At 70.6% G+C, this 19387-nt stretch carries 17 protein-coding genes; 10 read left to right on the forward strand and 7 right to left on the reverse strand.

The genetic code is table 11. From position 1 onward, the window contains the following. The first annotated feature begins 36 nt into the window (after positions 1 to 36). The 5 genes from nudB to KAK06_RS01360 all read left to right on the forward strand — a co-directional run bounded on the left by nudB (position 37) and on the right by KAK06_RS01360 (position 4349). Positions 37 to 513, forward strand: a complete 477-nt coding sequence (nudB, locus tag KAK06_RS01340) for a dihydroneopterin triphosphate diphosphatase (RefSeq protein WP_210799901.1) — start codon at positions 37 to 39, stop codon at positions 511 to 513. After that, positions 513 to 1313, forward strand: coding sequence for an endonuclease/exonuclease/phosphatase family protein (locus KAK06_RS01345; RefSeq protein WP_210799903.1), 801 nt, complete (start codon positions 513 to 515; stop codon positions 1311 to 1313). Before nudB ends, KAK06_RS01345 begins: the two co-directional genes overlap by 1 nt. 74 nt (positions 1314 to 1387) lie before the next feature. Further along, positions 1388 to 2608, forward strand: coding sequence for a cardiolipin synthase ClsB (clsB, locus tag KAK06_RS01350; protein ID WP_310741010.1), 1221 nt, complete (start codon positions 1388 to 1390; stop codon positions 2606 to 2608). A gap of 173 nt (positions 2609 to 2781) precedes the next feature. Then, entirely contained in the window at positions 2782 to 3099 is a 318-nt protein-coding gene (locus KAK06_RS01355; RefSeq protein ID WP_210799904.1) for a c-type cytochrome, read from the forward strand. Beyond that, positions 3096 to 4349 (forward strand): FAD-dependent oxidoreductase, encoded by a 1254-nt coding sequence (locus KAK06_RS01360; protein WP_210799905.1) that lies wholly within the window; start codon positions 3096 to 3098, stop codon positions 4347 to 4349. Before KAK06_RS01355 ends, KAK06_RS01360 begins: the two co-directional genes overlap by 4 nt. Before the next feature lie 15 nt (positions 4350 to 4364). Here KAK06_RS01360 and hutF read toward each other — a convergent pair whose 3' ends face one another. Genes hutF through hutC form a run of 5 tightly spaced genes read right to left on the reverse strand, consistent with a single transcriptional unit; the run spans position 4365 to position 9031 of the window. After that, on the reverse strand, positions 4365 to 5744 hold the full coding sequence (gene hutF, locus KAK06_RS01365; RefSeq protein WP_210799906.1) for a formimidoylglutamate deiminase: 1380 nt from the start codon (positions 5742 to 5744) through the stop codon (positions 4365 to 4367). After that, positions 5741 to 6553 (reverse strand): N-formylglutamate deformylase, encoded by an 813-nt coding sequence (gene hutG, locus KAK06_RS01370; RefSeq protein ID WP_210799907.1) that lies wholly within the window; start codon positions 6551 to 6553, stop codon positions 5741 to 5743. The genes hutF and hutG overlap by 4 nt, the downstream gene beginning before the upstream one ends. Further along, complete coding sequence (gene hutI / locus KAK06_RS01375) at positions 6550 to 7752, reverse strand: imidazolonepropionase (protein WP_210799908.1); 1203 nt, start codon at positions 7750 to 7752, stop codon at positions 6550 to 6552. Before hutI ends, hutG begins: the two co-directional genes overlap by 4 nt. Beyond that, on the reverse strand, positions 7749 to 8318 hold the full coding sequence (locus tag KAK06_RS01380) for a HutD/Ves family protein (RefSeq protein ID WP_210799909.1): 570 nt from the start codon (positions 8316 to 8318) through the stop codon (positions 7749 to 7751). The genes hutI and KAK06_RS01380 overlap by 4 nt, the downstream gene beginning before the upstream one ends. After that, positions 8315 to 9031 carry a histidine utilization transcriptional repressor HutC gene (hutC, locus tag KAK06_RS01385; protein WP_210799910.1) on the reverse strand — a complete coding sequence of 239 codons (717 nt, stop codon included), beginning with the start codon at positions 9029 to 9031 and terminating at the stop codon, positions 8315 to 8317. Before hutC ends, KAK06_RS01380 begins: the two co-directional genes overlap by 4 nt. 96 nt (positions 9032 to 9127) lie before the next feature. Between hutC and hutU the strand changes: the two genes are divergently transcribed. Next, complete coding sequence (gene hutU / locus KAK06_RS01390; protein WP_210799912.1) at positions 9128 to 10816, forward strand: urocanate hydratase; 1689 nt, start codon at positions 9128 to 9130, stop codon at positions 10814 to 10816. 10 nt (positions 10817 to 10826) lie between these two features. Here hutU and KAK06_RS01395 read toward each other — a convergent pair whose 3' ends face one another. Next, positions 10827 to 11801 carry a Bug family tripartite tricarboxylate transporter substrate binding protein gene (locus KAK06_RS01395; RefSeq protein ID WP_210799913.1) on the reverse strand — a complete coding sequence of 325 codons (975 nt, stop codon included), beginning with the start codon at positions 11799 to 11801 and terminating at the stop codon, positions 10827 to 10829. A 95-nt stretch (positions 11802 to 11896) separates the two neighbouring features. Here KAK06_RS01395 and hutH point away from each other — a divergent pair, with 95 nt between their 5' ends. Then, a complete protein-coding gene (gene hutH, locus KAK06_RS01400) occupies positions 11897 to 13525 on the forward strand; it encodes a histidine ammonia-lyase (RefSeq protein WP_210799915.1) in 1629 nt (542 codons plus the stop codon). 10 nt (positions 13526 to 13535) lie between these two features. Here the strand turns inward: hutH and KAK06_RS01405 are convergent, their stop codons facing one another. Then, complete coding sequence (locus KAK06_RS01405) at positions 13536 to 13925, reverse strand: urease accessory protein UreE (RefSeq protein ID WP_210799917.1); 390 nt, start codon at positions 13923 to 13925, stop codon at positions 13536 to 13538. Positions 13926 to 14117: 192 nt separating this feature from the next. Between KAK06_RS01405 and glgC the strand changes: the two genes are divergently transcribed. The 3 genes from glgC to KAK06_RS01420 are packed head-to-tail and all read left to right on the forward strand — an operon-like array spanning position 14118 to position 19359. Beyond that, positions 14118 to 15395, forward strand: coding sequence for a glucose-1-phosphate adenylyltransferase (gene glgC, locus KAK06_RS01410; RefSeq protein ID WP_210799919.1), 1278 nt, complete (start codon positions 14118 to 14120; stop codon positions 15393 to 15395). Next, the gene (glgA, locus tag KAK06_RS01415; protein WP_210799920.1) at positions 15395 to 16861 is read left to right on the forward strand and encodes a glycogen synthase GlgA; all 1467 of its coding nucleotides are present in this window, start codon (positions 15395 to 15397) and stop codon (positions 16859 to 16861) included. The genes glgC and glgA overlap by 1 nt, the downstream gene beginning before the upstream one ends. Positions 16862 to 16863: 2 nt before the next feature. After that, positions 16864 to 19359, forward strand: coding sequence for a glycogen/starch/alpha-glucan phosphorylase (locus tag KAK06_RS01420; RefSeq protein ID WP_210799922.1), 2496 nt, complete (start codon positions 16864 to 16866; stop codon positions 19357 to 19359). Positions 19360 to 19387 lie beyond the last annotated feature (28 nt).

Genomic DNA, 19387 nt, shown 5'->3' on the forward strand with positions numbered 1-19387 from the left:
GCGCCCACCCAGGGCACCGTTGGATACCATTCCGGCATGACCAGCGTCCCGCCCGCCCCGCGCCCGCCCAAGATCCCTGAATCGGTGCTGGTGGTGATCCACACCCCCGATCTGCAAGTGCTGCTGCTGGAGCGCGCCGATGCGCCCGGCTACTGGCAAAGCGTGACCGGCTCGAAGGACAGCGCCGACGAAGCGCTGGCCGAGACCTGCTGCCGCGAGGTCGAGGAGGAGACCGGGCTGCTGGCCGCGCCGGGGCAGTTCCACGACTGGGAGCTGTCCAACGTCTACGAGATTTACCCCCGCTGGCGCCACCGCTATGCGCCGGGCGTGACGCACAACACCGAGCATGTCTTCGGCCTGTGCCTGCCGACGCCGCAACCGGTGCGCCTGGCGCCGCGCGAACACACCGCCCAGGTCTGGCTGCCGTGGCGAGAGGCAGCGGACCGCTGTTTCTCGCCCTCCAACGCCGAGGCCATCCTGCAGTTGCCTGCGCGGACCGGGGGTGGGCGCTGATGCGCGCTTCGGCCTTCGGGCATACCAGCACCCACGGCAGCGGTGTGCTGCGGGTGGCCACCTACAACATCCACAAGGGCGTGCGCGGTCTGGGGCCGCGCAAGCGGCTGGAGATCCATAACCTGGGCCTGGGCATCGAGGCGCTGGATGCCGACGTCGTCTGCCTGCAGGAGGTGCGGCTGTTCCACCACCGCGATGCCCGACGTTTCGACCAGACCTGGCTGGGCTGGCCCGAGGAAGGCCAGGCCGAGTTCCTGGCTCCGGAGGGCTATGCCTCGGCCTACCGCACCAATGCCATCACCCGCGACGGCGAGCATGGCAATGCGCTGCTGTCGCGCTGGCCATTGGGCGAGGTGGGGCACCACGATGTGTCGGACCACCGCTTCGAACAGCGTGGTCTGCTGCATGTACCGGTGCTGTGGCAGCAGCTGCGGGTGCATGTGGTGGTGGCGCATTTCGGCCTGATCCACGCCAGCCGGGTGCGTCAGGTGCACCGCCTGGCCGAGTACCTGGCCGCCGAGGTGCCGCCCGATGAGCCGCTGCTGGTGGCTGGCGACTTCAACGACTGGGGCGAGCGCCTGGACGTGCCGATGCGCGAGCGCTGCGGCCTGCAGCGTGCCCGCGCGCCGGCTGGGGCGATCGATCAGCGCCTGACCTTTCCGTCGCGGGTGCCGGTGTTCGCGCTGGACCGGATCTACCTGCGCGGTCTGCGCTGCCTGAACACCATGGTGCCGCGCGGCACCGCCTGGGCGCGCATGTCCGACCACCTGCCGCTGCTGGCAGACCTGGAGCCCATCTGAGCCGGCCCCCCGCACCGACCGACAGCGCGCAGGGCGCCGCCGCGGGAACCGCCTGGTACTGGCATGCCCAGCCGGTGTTCCTGGGCGGCAACGAGGTGAGGCTGCTGCAGGGCGGCGACGCGCTGTTTCCGGCGATGGAAGCAGCGATCGCGCAGGCCCGCCACGAGGTCTGGTTGGCCACCTACATCTTCCATCACGATCCCCGCGCCGAGCGCATGGCCGCAACGCTGGCTGCCGCCGCGGCGCGCGGCGTGCGGGTGCGGGTGGTGGTGGACGGCTTCGGCTCGCACGCCAGCCTGGCCCGGCTGCAGCAGTGGATGGTGCCGCAGGGCGTGGCGCTGGCGGTGTTCCGGCCGCTGGAGCGCTGGTGGAACTGGCTGCAGCCCGGGCAGTTGCGCCGGCTGCACCAGAAGCTGTGCGTGGTCGACGGCACGGTGGGATTCGTCGGCGGCATCAATGTCATCGACGATCGGGTGGACCTGAACCACGGCCCGCTGGACGCACCTCGGCTGGACTTTGCGGTCGAGGTGCGCGGTCCGGCGGTGCTGCCGATCGAGCAGACCTCGCGCGCGGTCTGGACCCGTGCCGCCTTCGGTCGCGACTGGCAGGCCGAGATGCTGGCGCTGGCGCGCAGCGCGGCGCCGATGAGCGGGGTGCGGCGTCTGCTGCGCTCGGTGCGCCTGATGCCGCCGCTGCCGGCGCTGCCGCAGCGGCCCGATCCGGTGCAGGTGGCGCTGGTGGTGCGCGACAACCTGCGCCAGCGCCGCGCGATCGAGCGTGCCTACATCGAGGCCATCGACGGCGCGCGTTGGCGTGTCGACCTGATCTCGCCGTACTTCTACCCGGGTCAGGGCTTCCGGCGCGCGCTGCGCCGCGCGGCCAGACGGGGCGTGCAGGTGCGTCTGCTGCTGCAGGGCCGTCCCGACTACCGGCTGGCCGCCACCGCTGCCCGCGTGCTGTACGACGAGCTGCTGGCCCAGGGCGTGCAGATCTTCGAGTACACGCCCGCCTTCTTGCACGCCAAGGTCTGCATCGTCGATGACGACTGGGCCACGGTGGGCAGCTCCAACATCGATCCGCTCTCGCTGCTGCTCAACCTGGAGGCCAATCTGCTGGTGCGCGACACCGCGTTCGCCGCCACCACGGCCGCCGCCTTCGAGCAGGCGGTGGCGATGTCGCAGCAGGTGACCGACGCGCCGCTGGGCCGTGGCGCATTTGCCGCGCTGCGTCGTGGGCTGATCGCCTCGCTGGCGCACTGGTACCTGCGCATGGCGGGCCTGAGCGGGCGGTACTAGGCACGTCGAACCTTGCCTTGGATCAAGCCGGCCAGTCCCAACGCCGATGGTCCCCCCCCAGTACAGAAGGGGGTATGGTGTCGAAACGCACATGCACAACAGAAAAAGCAAGACAGCCAGGCACGCTGGTGCGATGATAAGTACTGTGTAATATGCACATTCAGGAGACTCCCATGCGATTGCGCTTCACCCTTGGCCTGCTGGGCGGGCTGGCCGCCTTGGCCATCTCGGCCCACGCGGCACCGCCCGCTGGCCGCCTGCTGGCATCCAACTGCTTCCAGTGCCACGGCACCGACGGCAAGGGCCCAGGCTTCGACCGACTGGCCGGCAAGAACGCCAACGAGATCTACGAGGAGATGAAGGAATTCCAGGCAGGCAAGGAAGGCAACGGCATCATGGCCAAGCACGCCTGGATTTACACCGACGAGCAGCTGCACGCCCTGGCAGGCTGGTTCTCCCAACAAAACCTGACCAGCAGGAGCGCCCGATGAGCAAGCCTGTGTTGAACCGCCGCCAACTGCTGTTGGCAGCCACCGCCGCTGGCCTGATGCCGGCCTTCCCGGCCTACACACGTGAGAAGGCACGCGTCATCGTGATCGGTGGCGGCATGGCGGGCGCCACGCTGGCGAAGTACTTGCGCAAGTGGGGCCCGAACCTGCAGGTCACCCTGATCGACCGCAACGCCCGCTACACCAGTTGCATCATGAGCAGCCTGGTGCTGAGCGGCCAGCGCGATCTGGCCAGCCTGCAGTACGACTACACGGCCTTGGTCCAGAAGTACGGCGTCAAGATCCGTACCGACGAGGTCGTGGCCGTCGACCCGGTGGCTCGCTCAGTCACCCTGGGCTCAGGCAAGGTGCTGCGCGCCGAGCGCATCGTGCTGGCCCCCGGGATCGAGTTCGACCCCGTGCCCGGGCTGACCGACCCGGACGCCATGCCGCACGCCTGGAAGGCGGGCCCGCAGACCACGCTGCTGCGCCAGCAATTGCTGGCCATGCAGCCTGGCGGCACCGTGGTGCTGACGATTCCCAAGGTGCCCTACCGCTGCCCGCCGGGCCCCTACGAGCGCGCCTGTCTGCTGGCTGATTGGCTGGCCAAGAAGAAGCCGGGGTCGAAGCTGCTGGTGCTCGACGCCAACGCCGACTTCGTCACCGAGAAGGACAACTTCTCCAGCGCGTTCTTTGACCTGCACGGCGACGTCATCGAATACCGCACCAGCACCGAGGTGCTGTCGGCCGACGCTGCGACCATGACCTTGCAAACCAGCACCGGCGCGGTGCAGGGCCAGGTGATCAACCTGATCCCGCGCCAGCGCTGCGGCAGCATCGTGGCGTCGGCCGGTCTGGCCAATGCCACCGAGGGGCGCTTTGCCGGTGTCAACGTGCTGAACTACGAAAGCACCGCGGCCGCCGGTATCCATGTGATCGGCGACAGCAGCGCCACCACCCAGCCCAAGGCCGGCCACATCGCCAACCAGGAGGCGAAGGTCTGCGCCGATGCGATCGTGCGGGCCTTCGCGGGCGAACAGCCGGATCCGGCGCCGGTGACCAATTCGGCCTGCTTCTCCACGATCACGATGACCAAAGCCTCGTGGCTGCATGCCGGCTTCCAGTACAACCCGGCCACCGGACAGATGGCGGGTGTGCCCACTGCCAGCGGTGCGTCGATTGGCTGGAACGCAGACAACTTCGAGCAGATGAACGACTGGTTCCGTGCGCTGATGGCCGACACCTTCGCCTGAACGGACGCGCAGCTGTCAGGCGCCGCCCCACAGGCGGTGCATGACGGCTGCGAAGTCCAGCCGGGCGGCGTCGCGACCAGGCTGCACATGGGCGCGCCGCACCCAGTGGCCGGCTACCATCACGTCGTGCCAGGGGCGGGCCGGTGCCGAGAAGACCAGCGCGTCCAGCCGGTGTGAACCGGGGATGCCGGCCAGTGCCGGATCGCTGTCGTCCAGCACCAGCAGGTCGGCGCGGGCGCCGGGCTGCAGGCCCCAGCTCGGCTGGCCCGCGGCGGCGGCGCCGGCCTGGCGGGCGGTCTCGAACAGACGCGCCGCGGTGGCGGCTTGACCCGTGGCTGGCGCCGCGGCCAGGTTGCGCTGGCGCCTCGCCAGGCGCTGTCCCCATTCCAGCCAGCGCAGCTCCTCGCGCCAGTCACGCGTGACCTGGCTGTCCGAGCCCACCGACACGGGCACACCGGCGTCCAGCCAGCCGGGTACATCGGTCAGCCCGTCGCCCAGGTCGGCCTCGGTGCCGGGGCAGATCACCACGCCGGCGCCGCTGCGCGCGACGCCCTCGATCTCGGCTGGCGTGGCGTGGGTGGCGTGCACCAGTTGCCAGCGCGCATCGAGCAGCCCTTCGTGCAGCAGCCACTCGATTGGCCGCCGGCCGGTGGTGGCGAGGCAGTCGTCCACTTCGCCGGTCTGCTCGGCCACATGGAGGTGGATGGCGCCGGACCAGCCCTGGGCCCGTCTGGCCAAACGGTGGATGGAGGTGGGCGCGGCGCCGCGCAGCGAGTGGATCGCCAGGCCGGCATCGAAACACGCATCGGCCTGTTCGCGCAGCCGCTGGCTGGCGGCCCAGACCTCGTCAGCGCCCAGCCGAAAGCGCGCCTGGTCCGGCCGCAGCGCCGGCTGCTCAAAGCCGGCGCGCTCGTAGAGCACCGGCAGCAGGGTCAGCCCGATGCCGCTGGCGCGGGCCGCATCGCGCAGTGCCCAGGCCATGGCCAGCGGGTCGGCGTACGGCTGGCCGTCGGCTTGGTGCTGCAGGTAGTGGAACTCGCAGACCTGGGTGTAGCCGCCCTCGATCAGCTCGTGGAACAGGTGGGTGGCGATGTCTCGAACCTCGTCCACGCTGACCTGGCCGGCCACGCGGTACATGCGCTCGCGCCAGCTCCAGAAGTCGTCGCTGTCCCGCTCGCGCCGCTCCGACAGCCCGGCAAAGGCGCGCTGGAACGCGTGGCTGTGCGCATCCACCAGACCCGGCAGCACCGGGCCAGCCAGGCGCTGGGCGTCGGGCGGGCAGGGCAGACCGGCGGTGATGCGCGCCCAGCGGCCGGCGCCGTCGACCTCCAGCAGCACCTGGTCCTGCCAGCGGCCGTCGACCCAGGCCTGCGGCGCCCACAGCAGGCGGTTCATCGCGCCGCCCCGTGCGCCAGCATCGTGCGCAGCAGGCCGTCCAGCACCGGCTGCAGGCGCGCCACGCGGGACGCATCCAGCCGCGGCTCGCCCTGTGTGGGCATGGCCTCGTCCATCGCGCACTGCCAGCCCATCTCCAGCTGCACGGCCTGCACGCCCTGGGCCGGCTGGCCGTAATGGCGGGTGATGTACCCGCCCTTGAAGCGGCCATCGACCACCCAGCTGAAGCGGTCCTGGGTGGCCAACACGCCGCGCAGCGCGTCGCGCAGCGCGGGGGTGGCGGCCTGGCCGTTGGCGGTGCCCAGGTTCAGGTCGGGCAGACGGCCGTCGAACAGCCAGGGCAGTTCGGGGCGGATGCTGTGGCCGTCGAACAGCAGCGCGTGGCCGTGCTCGGCGCGCAGGCGCTCCAGCTCGCTGGCCAGCGAGTCGTGGTAGGGCTGCCAGTAGCGCTCGCGGCGGCGGTGGATCTCGGCGGCGTCGGGGGCCTGGCCGTCGCGGTAGATCGGCAGGCCCTCGAAGTTGCGCGTGGGGCACAGCTCGGTGTTGTTCGCCCCCGGGTACATCGGCGCGTCGGTGGGCGGCCGGTTCAGGTCGATCAGGTAGCGCGAATGGCGCGGCACGATCAGGCTGGCGCCCAGGTCGCGGGCGAAGGCGTAGAGCTCGTCCAGGCACCAGTCGGTGTCCTCGACGCGCAGCGCGCGCTCGGTGTAGCGCGGCTGCTGGTCCAGCGGCAGCGCGGTGCCGGCATGCGGCACGCTGACCAGCAGCGGCCGGTGGCCGCGGTGCAGGGTGAAGACGGGATGGGTCATGCGGTCTCCTGGCCGGCCACCCAGGTGCGGCAGGCGGGGTGCTGGCCGAAGGCGTAGGCCAGGGCGCGCGGGTGGTCGATGTCGAAGTGGGCCAGGTCGGCGCGCTGGCCCGGCCGCAGGGTGCCGCGGTCGGCCAGGCCCAGCGCGCGGGCGCCTTCGCGGGTGATGCCGGCCACGGCCTCCTCGGGCGTCAGGCGCAGCAGCGTGCAGGCCAGATGGATCATGAGCAGCGGCGACAGCGTGGGCGAACTGCCGGGGTTGTGGTCGGTGGCCACGGCGATCGGTACGCCGGCGGCGCGCAGCCGCGCGATCGGCGGCAGCCGGGTCTCGCGCAGGAAGTGGAAGGCGCCGGGCAGCAGCACGGCCACGGTGCCGGCGGCAGCCATGGCCACGATGCCCTCGTCGCTGAGCCATTCCAGGTGGTCGGCGCTGAGTGCGGCATGGCGCGCGGCCAGCGCGGCGCCGCCGCTGTCGCTGAGCTGCTCGGCATGCAGCTTGACCGGCAGGCCCAGGCTGCGCGCCGCACTGAACACCCGCTCGACCTGGGCCGGGCAGAAGGCGATGCGCTCGCAGAAGGCATCGACCGCGTCCACCAGACCCTCGGCATGCCAGCGTGGCAGCCACTGGCAGACCGCGTCGATGTAGTCGTCGGCGCGGCCCTCGTACTCGGGCGGCAGCGCATGGGCCGGCAGTGCGGTGGTACGCACCGTCAGCCCGGTGGCCGTGCCCACCGCGCGGGCGACGCGCAGGCAGCGGGCTTCGTCGTGCTCGCTCAGACCGTAGCCTGACTTGATTTCCAGCGTGGTCACGCCCTCGGTCATCAGCGCGCGGGCGCGGCGGATGGCGCCCGCCAGCAGCGTGTCGTCGCTGGCGGCGCGGGTGGCGGCCACGGTAGAACGGATGCCGCCGCCTTCGCGGGCGATCTGCTCGTAGCTGACGCCCTGCAACCGGCGCTCGAACTCGGCGGCGCGGTCGCCGCCGTAGACCAGGTGGGTGTGGGCATCGACCAGGCCGGGCAACAGCACGCCGCCGCCGAGCTCGATCACCACGTCAGCGGCCTGGTCCGGGGGCGACGCGCTGGCCGGTCCGACCCAGGTGATCCGGTCGCCATCGGCCAGCAGCGCACCATCGGGGATCCAACCCCAGGGCGAGCCGCCGTCCATCGTGGCGATGGCCGTCCCGCGCCACAGCCGCCTCATCGGGCCGCTCCTCGCGGCAGGGCCAGCCAGTAGGCCGCCGCGCTGGCGCCGGCCAGCTGCCAGGCGTGAGGGTCGTCCTCGCTCCACAGCAAGGTGCCGGCAGGTACCTCCAATGGGGCTTCGCCGGGGCGCCGCAGCCAGGCCGGGCCGTGGCTGTACAGGCCGCGCCAGCGCGGACCCGGCGGCAGACCCAGCGCCAGTGCCCAGGCGATGCAGCCGGGGCCGTCGGCGTGGCGCACCATCAGGTTCAGGTCGCGGGTGGGGCCATCCAGCGGTTCGCAGTGCGGCGCCTCGGCGCCATCAAAGGCCAGCGGCGGGCTGTCGGTGCTGAGGGTCTGGCGGTGCGCGCCGAAATGCAGGCGCACGCCGGCGCCTTCCAGCACCGCAAAACCGCGCCAGTGGCCGGGCCAGGGCGAGAAGGGCCCGGGCGAGTGCACCTCGGCCACGCTGACGCGCAGCGTCCAATCGTCCGGCGTGGGCCAGGTCAGCAGCGTGCGGGTGCTGCCGCCGCCATTGCGCCACGGTTCAGGCGCCGTCTGATCCAGGGGGATGCGGTGGATCGTCATGGCTGGAAGTCCCCCTGCAACTGGTAGCGCGTGCCCGGGTGCACCAGCCGCGCCAGCGTGATCGGGCCCTGGCGGCTGAAGGTGCGGCGCACGATCACCAGGCAGGGGTCGGTGCGGGCGATGCCCAGCCACTGCGCCTCTGGCGCGGTGGGCAGCGCGGCCTCGACCTGGTACTGCGCGCGCCACAGCGCGGTGGCGCCGAACAGGTAGTGGGTGGGGGTGATGCGCGTGAAGTCCTGCGCCAGGTACTGCGGCGCCTCGGCCGGGTTGACGTAGCGGTCCTCGCACTGCAGCGCCACGCCGTTCTCGCGGTGGACGATCACGGTGTGGAAGACCAGCGCACCCTCGGCCACGCCCAACTGCGCGGCCAGCGCCTGCGGCGCCGCCTCCTCGCGCTGCAGCATCACCTGGGCCGCATGGTGGTGGCCGCGCTCGGCGATTTCCTCGTGCAGGTCGCGCAGCATCAGCGTGGACGAGACCTTGTGCAGCGCCGCCGCGAAAGTGCCCACACCCTGCACGCGGTCGACCAGGCCCTCGGCCTGCAGCTCCTTGAGCGCGCGGTTGACGGTCATGCGGCTGACGTGGAACTGCGCGACCAGCTCGGCCTCGGAGGGCATCTGTGCACCCGGTGGCCAGTCACCGGCGGCCAGCCGGTCCTTCAGGTGCTGCTTGACCTGTGCATAGGGCGCTTGCGGGGATCTGGGGGACACCATGGTGGTGGATCGTACTTGCATAAACATGTCTAGACAAGTAGAGTCCACGCCCATCGCACGGCGACCTGACCGCCGCGCACCCTGCCGGAGACCGCCATGACCAACCTGTCGCACCCCCATGCCACCCCGCGCGTCGTCAAGGCGCCCACCGGGTCCAGGCTGCATTGCAAGAGCTGGCTCACCGAGGCCGCCTACCGCATGCTGCAGAACAACCTGGACCCGGCCGTGGCCGAAAACCCCGATGCGCTGGTGGTCTATGGCGGCATCGGCAAGGCCGCCCGCGACTGGGACTGCTTCGAGCAGATCCTGGCCTCGCTGCGCACGCTCAACGACGACGAGACGCTGCTGGTCCAGAGCGGCAAGCCGGTGGGCGTGTTCCGCACCCACCCGGATGCGCCGCGGGTGCTGATCGCCAACTCCAACCTGGTGCCCAAGTGGGCCACCTGGGAGCACTTCCATGAGCTCGACCGCAAGGGCCTGATGATGTATGGCCAGATGACGGCCGGCAGCTGGATCTACATTGGCAGCCAGGGCATCGTGCAGGGCACCTATGAGACCTTTGTCGAGGCCGCGCGTCAGCACTTCGGCGGGGTGGCCACGGGCAAGTGGATCCTCACCGCCGGCCTGGGCGGCATGGGCGGTGCCCAACCGCTGGCGGCCACCTTCGCGGGCTTCTGCTCGCTGAACATCGAGTGCCAGCAAAGCCGCATCGACTTCCGCCTGCGCAGCCGCTATGTGGACGAACAGGCCGCCGATCTGGATGATGCGCTGGCCCGCATCGCCCGCTACACCGCCGCCGGCCAGGCCGTCAGCATCGCGTTGCTGGGCAATGCGGCCGAGCTGTTGCCGGAACTGGTGAAGCGCGGCGTACGGCCCGACCTGGTCACCGACCAGACCAGCGCCCACGACCTGGTCAATGGCTACCTGCCGGCTGGCTGGACGGTGGCGCAGTGGCGCGCCGCGCAGGCCGACGACACCCAGCACGCTGCGCTGCGCGCCGCCGCGGCCCAGGGCTGCGCGGTGCACGTGCAGGCGATGCTGGACTTTCAGGCCATGGGCATTCCCACGGTGGACTATGGCAACAACATCCGCCAGGTCGCCTTCGACCAGGGTGTCCAGAACGCCTTCGACTTCCCCGGCTTCGTGCCCGCCTACATCCGCCCGCTGTTCTGCCGCGGCAAGGGGCCGTTCCGCTGGGTGGCGCTGTCCGGCGATCCGGAAGACATCCGCAAGACCGACGCCAAGATGAAGGCGCTCTTTCCCGAGGACGCCCATCTGCACCGCTGGCTGGACATGGCCGGGGAGCGCATCGCCTTCCAGGGCCTGCCGGCGCGCATCTGCTGGATCGGCCTGGGCGAGCGCCACCGCGCCGGTCTGGCCTTCAACGAGATGGTGAAGAACGGCGAGCTCAAAGGCCCGATCGTCATCGGCCGCGACCACCTGGACAGCGGCAGCGTGGCCAGCCCCAACCGCGAGACCGAGGCCATGATGGACGGCTCCGACGCGGTGAGCGACTGGCCGCTGCTCAATGCGCTGCTCAACACCGCCGGCGGCGCCACCTGGGTCAGCCTGCACCACGGCGGCGGCGTGGGCATGGGCTACTCGCAGCACGCGGGCGTGGTGATCGTCTGCGACGGCACCGAGGCCGCCGCCAGGCGCATTGAGCGCGTGCTGTGGAACGATCCCGCCACCGGCGTGATGCGCCACGCCGACGCCGGCTACGAGATCGCCCGCCAGTGCGCGCGCGAACACGCGCTGAACCTGCCGATGCAGCCGACAGCCTGAGGCGAGCGTGTCAGTCCAGCTTGGTCCCCGAGGCCTTGACGGCCGCCGCCCAGCGCGGCATTTCCGCGGCCAGGAAGCCGCGGAAGGCCTCATGGTCCAGGAAGGCCGGATCAGCGCCCTGGCTGACCATGCGGGTGCGGATGTCGGGCGTTTCCAGCACCGCCTTGAACGCGCCCGAGAGCTTCTCCAGCACCGGCCTGGGCGTGCCGGCCGGGGCCAACACGCCATAGAAGCCCACCACATCGAAGCCCTTCAGGCCCGACTCGATCAGCGTGGGCGTGTCGGGCAGCGCGGCGCTGCGCTCGCGGCTGGTCACGGCCAACGCCCGCAGCTTGCCGGCCTTCACGTACTGCGCCGCTTGCGGCACCGACTCGGCCATCAGCTGCACCTGGCCGGCCATCAGGTCGGTGAAGGCCGGCGCGCTGCCGCGGTAGGGGATGTGGACGATGAAGGTGCCGGTGGCCTGCTTGAACATCTCGGGCACCAGGTGGCTGATGCCGCCGTTGCCGGCCGAGCCGTAGTTCAGCTGGCCGGGCTTGCTCTTGGCCAGCTTGACCAGCTCGGCCACGCTGTTGGCGGGCACCGACGGGTTGACCACCAGTGCCAGCGGCTGCTGCGCGGTGCGCGCCACCGGCGCGAAGTCCTTCAGCGTCTGGTAGCTCAGCTTGGTGTAGACCGCTGGATTGATCACCATCGTGCCGGTATTGGCCATCAGCAGCGTGTGACCGTCGGCCTCGCTCTTGGCAACGAACTCGGCGCCCACCGTGCCGCCCGCGCCCGCCTTGTAGTCGATCACCACCGGCTGTCCCAGGCGTTTGCCCAGTTCATCGGCCAGCAGCCGCGCGTGGGCATCCAGCGGTCCGCCGGCGGGGAAGCCGACGATGATCTTCACCGGCTTGGTCGGAAAGGCCTGCGCCATCGCGACCCATGGCAGGGCGCCCAGCGCCAGCGTGGCCAGCGCGCGAAGAGGTGCTCGTCGGTTCATCCGTGTTCCCTGGCCGCTTGCGGCCGACAAAACCGCGATGTTGGCGCCTGAGCGCGCCGCCATCCCTCCGTATTCCCCCTGTCGATGGAATCCCCATGAGCCTTGAGCTGACCCTGGTCCCCGGCGCGCTGACGCTGGAGCAACTCACCGCCATCCACGCCGCGCCACTGCGCCTCGTGCTGGACGACGCCGCCCGCCCGGCGATCCGCGCCAGCGCCGCCGTGGTGCAGGCCGCGGCGGCCGGCGACGCGCCGGTCTACGGTGTCAACACCGGCTTCGGCAAGCTGGCCAGCACGCGCATCAGCGCCTCGGACCTGGCGCTGCTGCAGCTCAACCTGATCCGCAGCCACAGCGTGGGCGTGGGCGAGCCGCTGGCCGCGCCGGTGGTGCGCCTGATGCTGGCGATGAAGGCGGCCAGCCTGGCACGCGCCCACTCCGGCGTGCGTGAACTGGTGATCGACACGCTGCTGGCGGTGCACAACGCCGGCCTGGTGCCCTGGGTACCGGCGCAGGGCTCGGTGGGGGCCTCGGGCGATCTGGCGCCGTTGTCGCACATGACGCTGGCGCTGCTGGGCGAGGGCCACTTCAATGTGGACGGCGCCAAGGTGCCGGCGGCCGGCCTGCTGGCCCAGCACGGCATTGCGCCGCTGGCGCTGCAGGCCAAGGAAGGCCTGGCGCTGATCAACGGCACGCAAACCTCCGCGGCCCTGGCGCTGCACGGTGTGCTGGCCTTCGAGCCGGTGCTGGAAAGCGCGCTGGTGATCGGGGCCCTGACCGTGGACGCCGCCCGCGGCAGCGACGGCCCCTTCGATCCGCGCATTCACGCGCTGCGCGGCCAGCCCGGCCAGATCGACGTGGCCCAGTACTACCGAGCGCTGCTGGCCGGCAGCGCAATCCGCCAGTCGCACACCGACGGCGACGACCGTGTGCAGGACCCGTACTGCCTGCGCTGCCAGCCCCAGGTGGTGGGCGCCTGCCTGGACCAGTTGCGCCACGCCGCGCTGGTGCTGGTGCGGGAGGCCAACGCCGTCACCGACAACCCGCTGGTGTTCTTCGAGGATGGCAGCGATGATCGGGCGCCGGGCCGCCCCAAGCCCGATCGCGCCCCCTCGGGGGGCGGCGACCGAAGGGAGACTGGGGGCACGTTGATCTCCGGCGGCAACTTTCATGCGGAGCCGGTGGCGCTGGCGGCCGATGCCTGCGCGGTGGCCATCGCCGAGGTGGGCGCGATCGCCGAGCGGCGCATCGCGATGCTGATCGACGCCGGTGTGTCGCGTCTGCCGCCCTTCCTGACCAGCAACGCCGGCCTGAACAGCGGCTTCATGATCGCCCATGTCACCGCCGCGGCGCTGGCCAGCGAGAACAAGTCGCTGGCCCATCCGGCCAGTGTCGACAGCCTGCCCACCAGCGCCAACCAGGAGGACCACGTCAGCATGGCCACCTTTGCCGCGCGCCGGCTGCAGCCGATGATCGACAACGTGGCCCGCATCCTGGCGATCGAGTGGCTGGCCTCGGCCCAGGGCATCGAGTTCCTGCGCCCGCTGACCAGCTCGGCCGTGCTGGAGCAGGCCCACGCGCTGCTGCGCGCCGAGGTGCCGGCCATGCCGGTGGACCGCTACCTGGCGCCTGACATCGACGCCGCTACCGCGCTGGTGCGCCGGGGCGTGCTGAGCGAGCTGTTCAAGGCCATGCCGGGCCTGCCGGCGCTGTGGGTGCCGGCCTGATCAGGCGGGGTCAGTGATCGTGCCCGCAGCCCGGGCCGTGGACATGGCCGTGTCCGTGCTCATGTGAGTGCCCATGGCCATGGTCGTGGCTGTGGTCATGTCCGCAGCCGGGGCCATGCACATGCGGCGCCACTGCCACCTTGACCGGAATCGCCACCGGGTCCGGCGCCTCGCCGGCCGCCGGCTGCACCGTGATGAGTGAGCCATCGCTGGCCAGCAGCACATCGCCGGTGCGCATGCCGGTGGGCAGGCTCACCGCCAGGGTGCGTCCCTGGCTGTCGGTGCCTTCGAATAGACCGCTGCGGCGCTGTGCCTGCGGCACCGCCACCGTGGCAGCGCGCTTGAGCAGCACGGTGGCCAGGCCCTGGCCCTGGGGGACGAGTTTCGAGATGGTCAGCATGGCGGCGGCGGATCCAGGCGGGAAAACCCACATCCTAACCCCGCTGGCATGCGAGTTGCGTGCGCGTTCCCATGACCAAGGCCCGGTTTCAACGCGGTTACAGCCATGTGGAGCGGGCGCGGGCACGGTGCAGAATCGGTGACGGACGATGGCTGCCCGGCCAGGCTGTCCGAGAAGACCGAGGAGACACCGATGAGCAGCGCCCCGTCCACGCCCGATCCCCGCAGCCTGGCCCGCCGCACCCTGGCTCTGGTGCTGGCCGGTGGCCGCGGCTCGCGCCTGAAGGACCTGACCGACCGCCGCGCCAAGCCGGCGGTGCACTTCGGCGGCAAGTTCCGCATCATCGACTTCGCGCTGTCCAACTGCGTCAACTCGGGCCTGCGCCGCATTGGCGTGATCACCCAGTACAAGTCGCACTCGCTGCTGCGCCACCTGCAACGCGGCTGGAGCTTCATGCGCAACGAGATGAACGAGTTCGTCGACCTGCTGCCGGCCCAGCAACGCCGCAATGAGGAAGACTGGTACCGCGGCACGGCCGATGCGATCTGGCAGAACCTGGACATCATCCGCAACTCCACGCCGCCCGACTACATCGTCGTCCTGGCCGGCGACCACATCTACAAGATGGACTACTCGGTGATGCTGGCCGACCACGTGGCCGGCGGCCGCGGCGTGACCGTGGGCTGCATCGAGGTGCCGCGCGAAGAGGCCACCGGCTTCGGCGTGATGGCGATCGACGACAGCCGCCGCATCACCGCCTTCATCGAGAAGCCAGCCGATCCGCCCGCCATGCCGGGCAACCCGGCAATGTCGCTGGCCAGCATGGGCATCTACATCTTCAGTGCCGATTACCTGTACCGGCTGCTGGATGAAGACGCTGCCAACCCCGACTCCAGCCACGATTTCGGCAAGGACCTGATCCCCAAGGCGGTGGCCGAGAACCAGGCCCTGGCGCACCCCTTCGGCCTGTCGGCGATCGCCAACCCGCCGTACTCGCGGCCGTACTGGCGCGACGTGGGCACGGTGGACGCCTACTGGGCGGCCAACCTGGACCTGGCCTCGGTCACGCCCGAGCTGAACATGTACGACCGCGACTGGCCGATCTGGACCTACCAGGAACAACTGCCGCCGGCCAAGTTCGTCCACGACGAGGCCGACACCGGCCGCATCGGCCAGGCGATCAACTCGCTGGTGTCGGGCGGCTGCATCGTCTCGGGCGCCACGGTCAAGGACTCGGTGCTGTTCTCCAACGTGCTGGTGCGCAGCTTCTGCCGGCTGGAGAAGTGCGTGGTGCTGCCCGACGTGCACATCTCGCGCGGTTGCCGGCTGCGCAATGTGGTGATCGACCGCCGCTGCCGCCTGCCCGAGGGCCTGGTGATCGGCGAGGACCCGGTGCTGGACGCCCAGCGCTTTCATCGCAGCGAGGGCGGCGTGGTGCTGGTCACCCGCGACCGTCTGGCCCAGCTCTGATGGCGGCCGCACCCCGCATCCTGCAGGTCTGCGCCGAGATCTTCCCGCTGCTGAAGACCGGCGGGTTGGCCGACGTGGCCGGCGCGTTGCCGGGCGCCCTGGTGGCCGAAGGCGCCGACCCGCGGGTGCTGCTGCCGGGCTTTGCGCCCATCCTGGCGGGCCTGCAGGACGCCCAGGAGGTGGGCTGGCTGCCCGCGCGCGGTCAGGTGCCTGCCGCGCGCCTGCTGACCGGCCTGCTGCCGGCCTGCGGCGGCGTTCGGGCCTATGTGATCGACGCCCCCGACCTGTACCAGCGCGAGGGCGGCCCCTACGCCGACGCCCGCCAGCAGCCCTGGAGCGACAACCCCCTGCGCTTTGCCCGGCTGGGCTGGGCCGCGGCCGAGCTGGCCGCCGGTGTCGACCCCTTCTGGTCGCCCGAGGTCGTGCATGCCCACGACTGGCACGCCGGCCTGGCGCCGGCCTGCATGCGGGCGCTGGGCGTGCGTGCCGGCTCGCTCTACACCATCCACAACCTGGCCTACCAGGGCGACTTCGACGCCGGCGTCTTCCCCAGCCTGGGCCTGCCGGCGGTGCAGTTCCAGCCCGACGGGCTCGAGTTCTGGGGCCGCGTCAACTTCATGAAGGCCGGCCTGTACTACGCCGACCGCCTGAGCACCGTCAGCCCCAGCTACGCCCGCGAGATCCAGCAGCCCGAGCAGGGCATGGGCCTGGACGGCCTGCTGCGCGCGCGCGCCGAGGTGCTGCACGGCGTGCTCAACGGTGTCGATCCGGCGGTCTGGAACCCGGCCACCGATGTGCTGATTCCCGCGCGCTATGACGGCGCCAAACTGGCCGGCAAGGCGCGCTGCAAGACCGCGCTGCAGCAGCAGCTGGGCCTGACCGAGGACGCCGCCGCGCCGCTGTTCTGCGTGGTCAGCCGCCTGACCGAGCAAAAGGGTCTGCACCTGATGCTGCAGGCGCTGCCGGCGCTGCTGGCGCGTGGCGCGCAGTTCGCGCTGCTGGGCAGTGGTGACGGCTGGATGGAGCAGGCCTTCCGCGAATTGGCCTCGGCCCACCCGGCCAGCGCCGCGGTGCGCATCGGCTACGACGAGCCCTTTGCCCACCGCCTGATTGCCGGGGCCGATGCGATCGTCGTGCCCTCGCGCTTCGAGCCCTGCGGCCTGACCCAGCTCTACGGCCTGGCCTACGGCACGCTGCCGGTGGTGCGCCGGGTCGGCGGCCTGGCCGACACCGTGACCAACTGCGCGCTGGAAAACCTGGCCGACGGCAGCGCCACTGGCATCGTCTTCGACGCCTTTGACGCCGGCGCGCTGGACGCCGCCTTGCGCCGCGCCCAGGCCCTGCACCAGCGCAAAACCGACTGGAAGGCGGTGCAGCGCACCGCCATGGCCTGCCGCCACGACTGGCAGCCGGCCGCCCGCGACTACCTCCACCTGTACCACCTGATCACCGACGCCCGCCGCTGACCATGGACCTCAACCAGTTCGAAACCCAGTACGACCACCTGGCCGCTGATGTGCCCGCGCTCAAGCGCGCGATCGCCAACAAGCTGATGTACCAGGTGGGCAAGGACCCGATCTCGGCCCGTCCCGAAGACTGGTTGCAGGCGGCTGCCTACGCGGTGCGCGACCACCTGGTCGAGCGCTGGATGAGCACCACGCGCGCGCAGTACGCGCAGGACGTCAAGCGCGTCTACTACCTGTCGATGGAATTCCTGATGGGCCGCGCCTTTGGCAACGCGCTGCTGGCCACCGACCTGCTCAAGCCACTGAAACAGGCGCTGTCCGAGCTGGAGGTGGACGTCGACGCCCTCTTCGAGCTGGAGCCCGACGCTGCGCTGGGCAATGGCGGCCTGGGCCGGCTGGCGGCCTGCTTCCTGGACTCGATGGCCACGCTGGGGGTGCCCGGCTTCGGCTACGGCATCCGCTACGACTACGGCATGTTCCGCCAACTGATCCAGGACGGCCGCCAGGTGGAGTCGCCCGACTACTGGCTGAAGAACGGCAACCCCTGGGAGTTCCCGCGGCCCGAGGTGACCTTCCGCGTGCGCTTTGGCGGCCGGCTGGAAGAGCAGGGCAGCGGCGCCGCCACGGTGGTGCGCTGGGTCGACACCGAGGACGTGCTGGCCATGGCCTATGACACCATCGTGCCCGGCTACGGCACGCTGGCCACCAACACGCTCCGCCTGTGGAGCGCCAAGGCCACCGAGGAGATGAACCTCAAGGCCTTCAACCAGGGCAACTATTTCGGCGCGGTGGAGGGCAAGAACCACAGCGAGAACGTCTCGCGCGTGCTGTACCCGGATGACTCCACACTGAGCGGCCGCGAGCTGCGCCTGCGCCAGGAGTACTTCTTCGTCAGCGCCAGCGTGCAGGACCTGGTGCGGCGCTACCTGCGCACCCATGCCAGCTTCGAGCGCCTGGCCGACAAGGTCAGCATCCACCTCAACGACACCCACCCGGTGCTGGCCATCCCCGAGCTGATGCGCGTGCTGCTGGACGAGCACCGCCTGCCCTGGGTCCAGGCCTGGGCGCTGTGCCAGAAGGTCTTCAGCTACACCAACCACACGCTGATGCACGAGGCGCTGGAGACCTGGCCGATCGACATGTTCGGCCGCGTGCTGCCGCGCCACCTGCGCATCATCTTCGACATCAACGCGCACTTCCTGGGCGAGCTCACCCGCACCCACGGCCACGATGTGGAGCTGATGCGCCGCCTGTCGCTGATCGACGAATCCGGCGAGCGCCGCGTGCGCATGGCCTACCTGGCGGTGGTGGCCAGCCACTCGGTCAATGGCGTCTCGGCCCTGCACTCCGACCTGATGCAGCAAAGCATCTTTGCCGACTTCGCGCGCCTGTGGCCCGAGCGCTTCAACAACAAGACCAACGGCGTCACGCCGCGGCGCTGGCTGGCGCATGCCAACCCCGGCCTGGCCACGCTGCTGGACAGCCGCATCGGCCACGGCTGGCGGCGCCACCTGGATGAGCTGTCGGGCCTGAAGGGCGCACTCGAACTGCCTGGCTTCCTGGGCGCCTTCCGCCGCGTCAAGCGGCAGAACAAGGAGCGCCTGGCGGCGCTGGTGGCGCGCCAGCTGGGCGTGGCGCTGAACCCCGACGCGCTGTTCGATGTGCAGGTCAAGCGCATCCACGAGTACAAGCGCCAGCTGCTCAATGTGCTGCATGTCATCACCCGCTACCAGCGCATCCTGGCCCACCCGGATGGCAACTGGGTGCCGCGCGTGGTGGTCTTCGCGGGCAAGGCCGCCTCGGCCTATGTGATGGCCAAAAACGTGATCCGCCTGATCAACGATGTCGCCCGAGTCGTCAACGCCGACCCGCGCGTGGGCGACAAGCTCAAGGTGGTCTTCATCCCCAACTACAGCGTCAGCCTGGCCGAGGTCATCATCCCCGCGGCCGACCTGTCCGAGCAGATCAGCACCGCCGGCACCGAGGCCAGCGGCACCGGCAACATGAAGTTCGCGCTCAACGGGGCGCTGACGATTGGCACGCTGGACGGCGCCAACGTGGAGATGCGCGAGCACGTCGGGCCCGACAACATCTTCATCTTCGGCCACACCACGCCCGAAGTGGCCGAGCTCAAGGCGCGCGGCTACCACCCGCGCGAATGGGTGGAAAAGGATGGTGAGCTGGGTGCGGCGCTGGAAGCCATCCGCAGCGGCGTCTTCAGTCCTGGCGAGCCTGACCGCTACCAGGCGGTGTACGACACGCTGGTGAACTGGGGCGACCACTACCTGCTGCTGGCCGACTACCGCAGCTATGTGGACACCCAGGACCAGGTGGATGCGCTCTACCGCAGCGCCGACGAATGGACCCGCAAGGCGGTGCTGAACGTGGCCGGCATGGGCTTCTTCAGCGCCGATCGCACGATTGGCGAGTACGCGCAGGACATCTGGCGCAGCGCGCCGGTGCAGCTGCCGCCGCTGCGGCGCGGGGGGACCGCGTAAAATCGTGCGATCCTCTCCTCGCCCCCGA

It is taken from the genome of Ideonella aquatica, assembly GCF_018069755.1.
Classification (GTDB): Bacteria; Pseudomonadota; Gammaproteobacteria; order Burkholderiales; family Burkholderiaceae_C; genus Ideonella; species Ideonella aquatica.

Excerpts from the sequence above, each read along its gene's own strand:
- nudB (WP_210799901.1), top strand. The coding sequence starts at position 37 with ATGACCAGCGTCCCGCCCGCCCCGCGCCCGCCCAAGATCCCTGAATCG.
- KAK06_RS01345 (WP_210799903.1), top strand. The coding sequence starts at position 513 with ATGCGCGCTTCGGCCTTCGGGCATACCAGCACCCACGGCAGCGGTGTG.
- KAK06_RS01355 (WP_210799904.1), top strand. The coding sequence starts at position 2,782 with ATGCGATTGCGCTTCACCCTTGGCCTGCTGGGCGGGCTGGCCGCCTTG.
- KAK06_RS01360 (WP_210799905.1), top strand. The coding sequence starts at position 3,096 with ATGAGCAAGCCTGTGTTGAACCGCCGCCAACTGCTGTTGGCAGCCACC.
- hutF (WP_210799906.1), bottom strand. The coding sequence starts at position 5,744 with ATGAACCGCCTGCTGTGGGCGCCGCAGGCCTGGGTCGACGGCCGCTGG.
- hutG (WP_210799907.1), bottom strand. The coding sequence starts at position 6,553 with ATGACCCATCCCGTCTTCACCCTGCACCGCGGCCACCGGCCGCTGCTG.
- hutI (WP_210799908.1), bottom strand. The coding sequence starts at position 7,752 with ATGAGGCGGCTGTGGCGCGGGACGGCCATCGCCACGATGGACGGCGGC.
- KAK06_RS01380 (WP_210799909.1), bottom strand. The coding sequence starts at position 8,318 with ATGACGATCCACCGCATCCCCCTGGATCAGACGGCGCCTGAACCGTGG.
- hutC (WP_210799910.1), bottom strand. The coding sequence starts at position 9,031 with ATGGTGTCCCCCAGATCCCCGCAAGCGCCCTATGCACAGGTCAAGCAG.
- hutU (WP_210799912.1), top strand. The coding sequence starts at position 9,128 with ATGACCAACCTGTCGCACCCCCATGCCACCCCGCGCGTCGTCAAGGCG.
- KAK06_RS01395 (WP_210799913.1), bottom strand. The coding sequence starts at position 11,801 with ATGAACCGACGAGCACCTCTTCGCGCGCTGGCCACGCTGGCGCTGGGC.
- hutH (WP_210799915.1), top strand. The coding sequence starts at position 11,897 with ATGAGCCTTGAGCTGACCCTGGTCCCCGGCGCGCTGACGCTGGAGCAA.
- KAK06_RS01405 (WP_210799917.1), bottom strand. The coding sequence starts at position 13,925 with ATGCTGACCATCTCGAAACTCGTCCCCCAGGGCCAGGGCCTGGCCACC.
- glgC (WP_210799919.1), top strand. The coding sequence starts at position 14,118 with ATGAGCAGCGCCCCGTCCACGCCCGATCCCCGCAGCCTGGCCCGCCGC.
- glgA (WP_210799920.1), top strand. The coding sequence starts at position 15,395 with ATGGCGGCCGCACCCCGCATCCTGCAGGTCTGCGCCGAGATCTTCCCG.
- KAK06_RS01420 (WP_210799922.1), top strand. The coding sequence starts at position 16,864 with ATGGACCTCAACCAGTTCGAAACCCAGTACGACCACCTGGCCGCTGAT.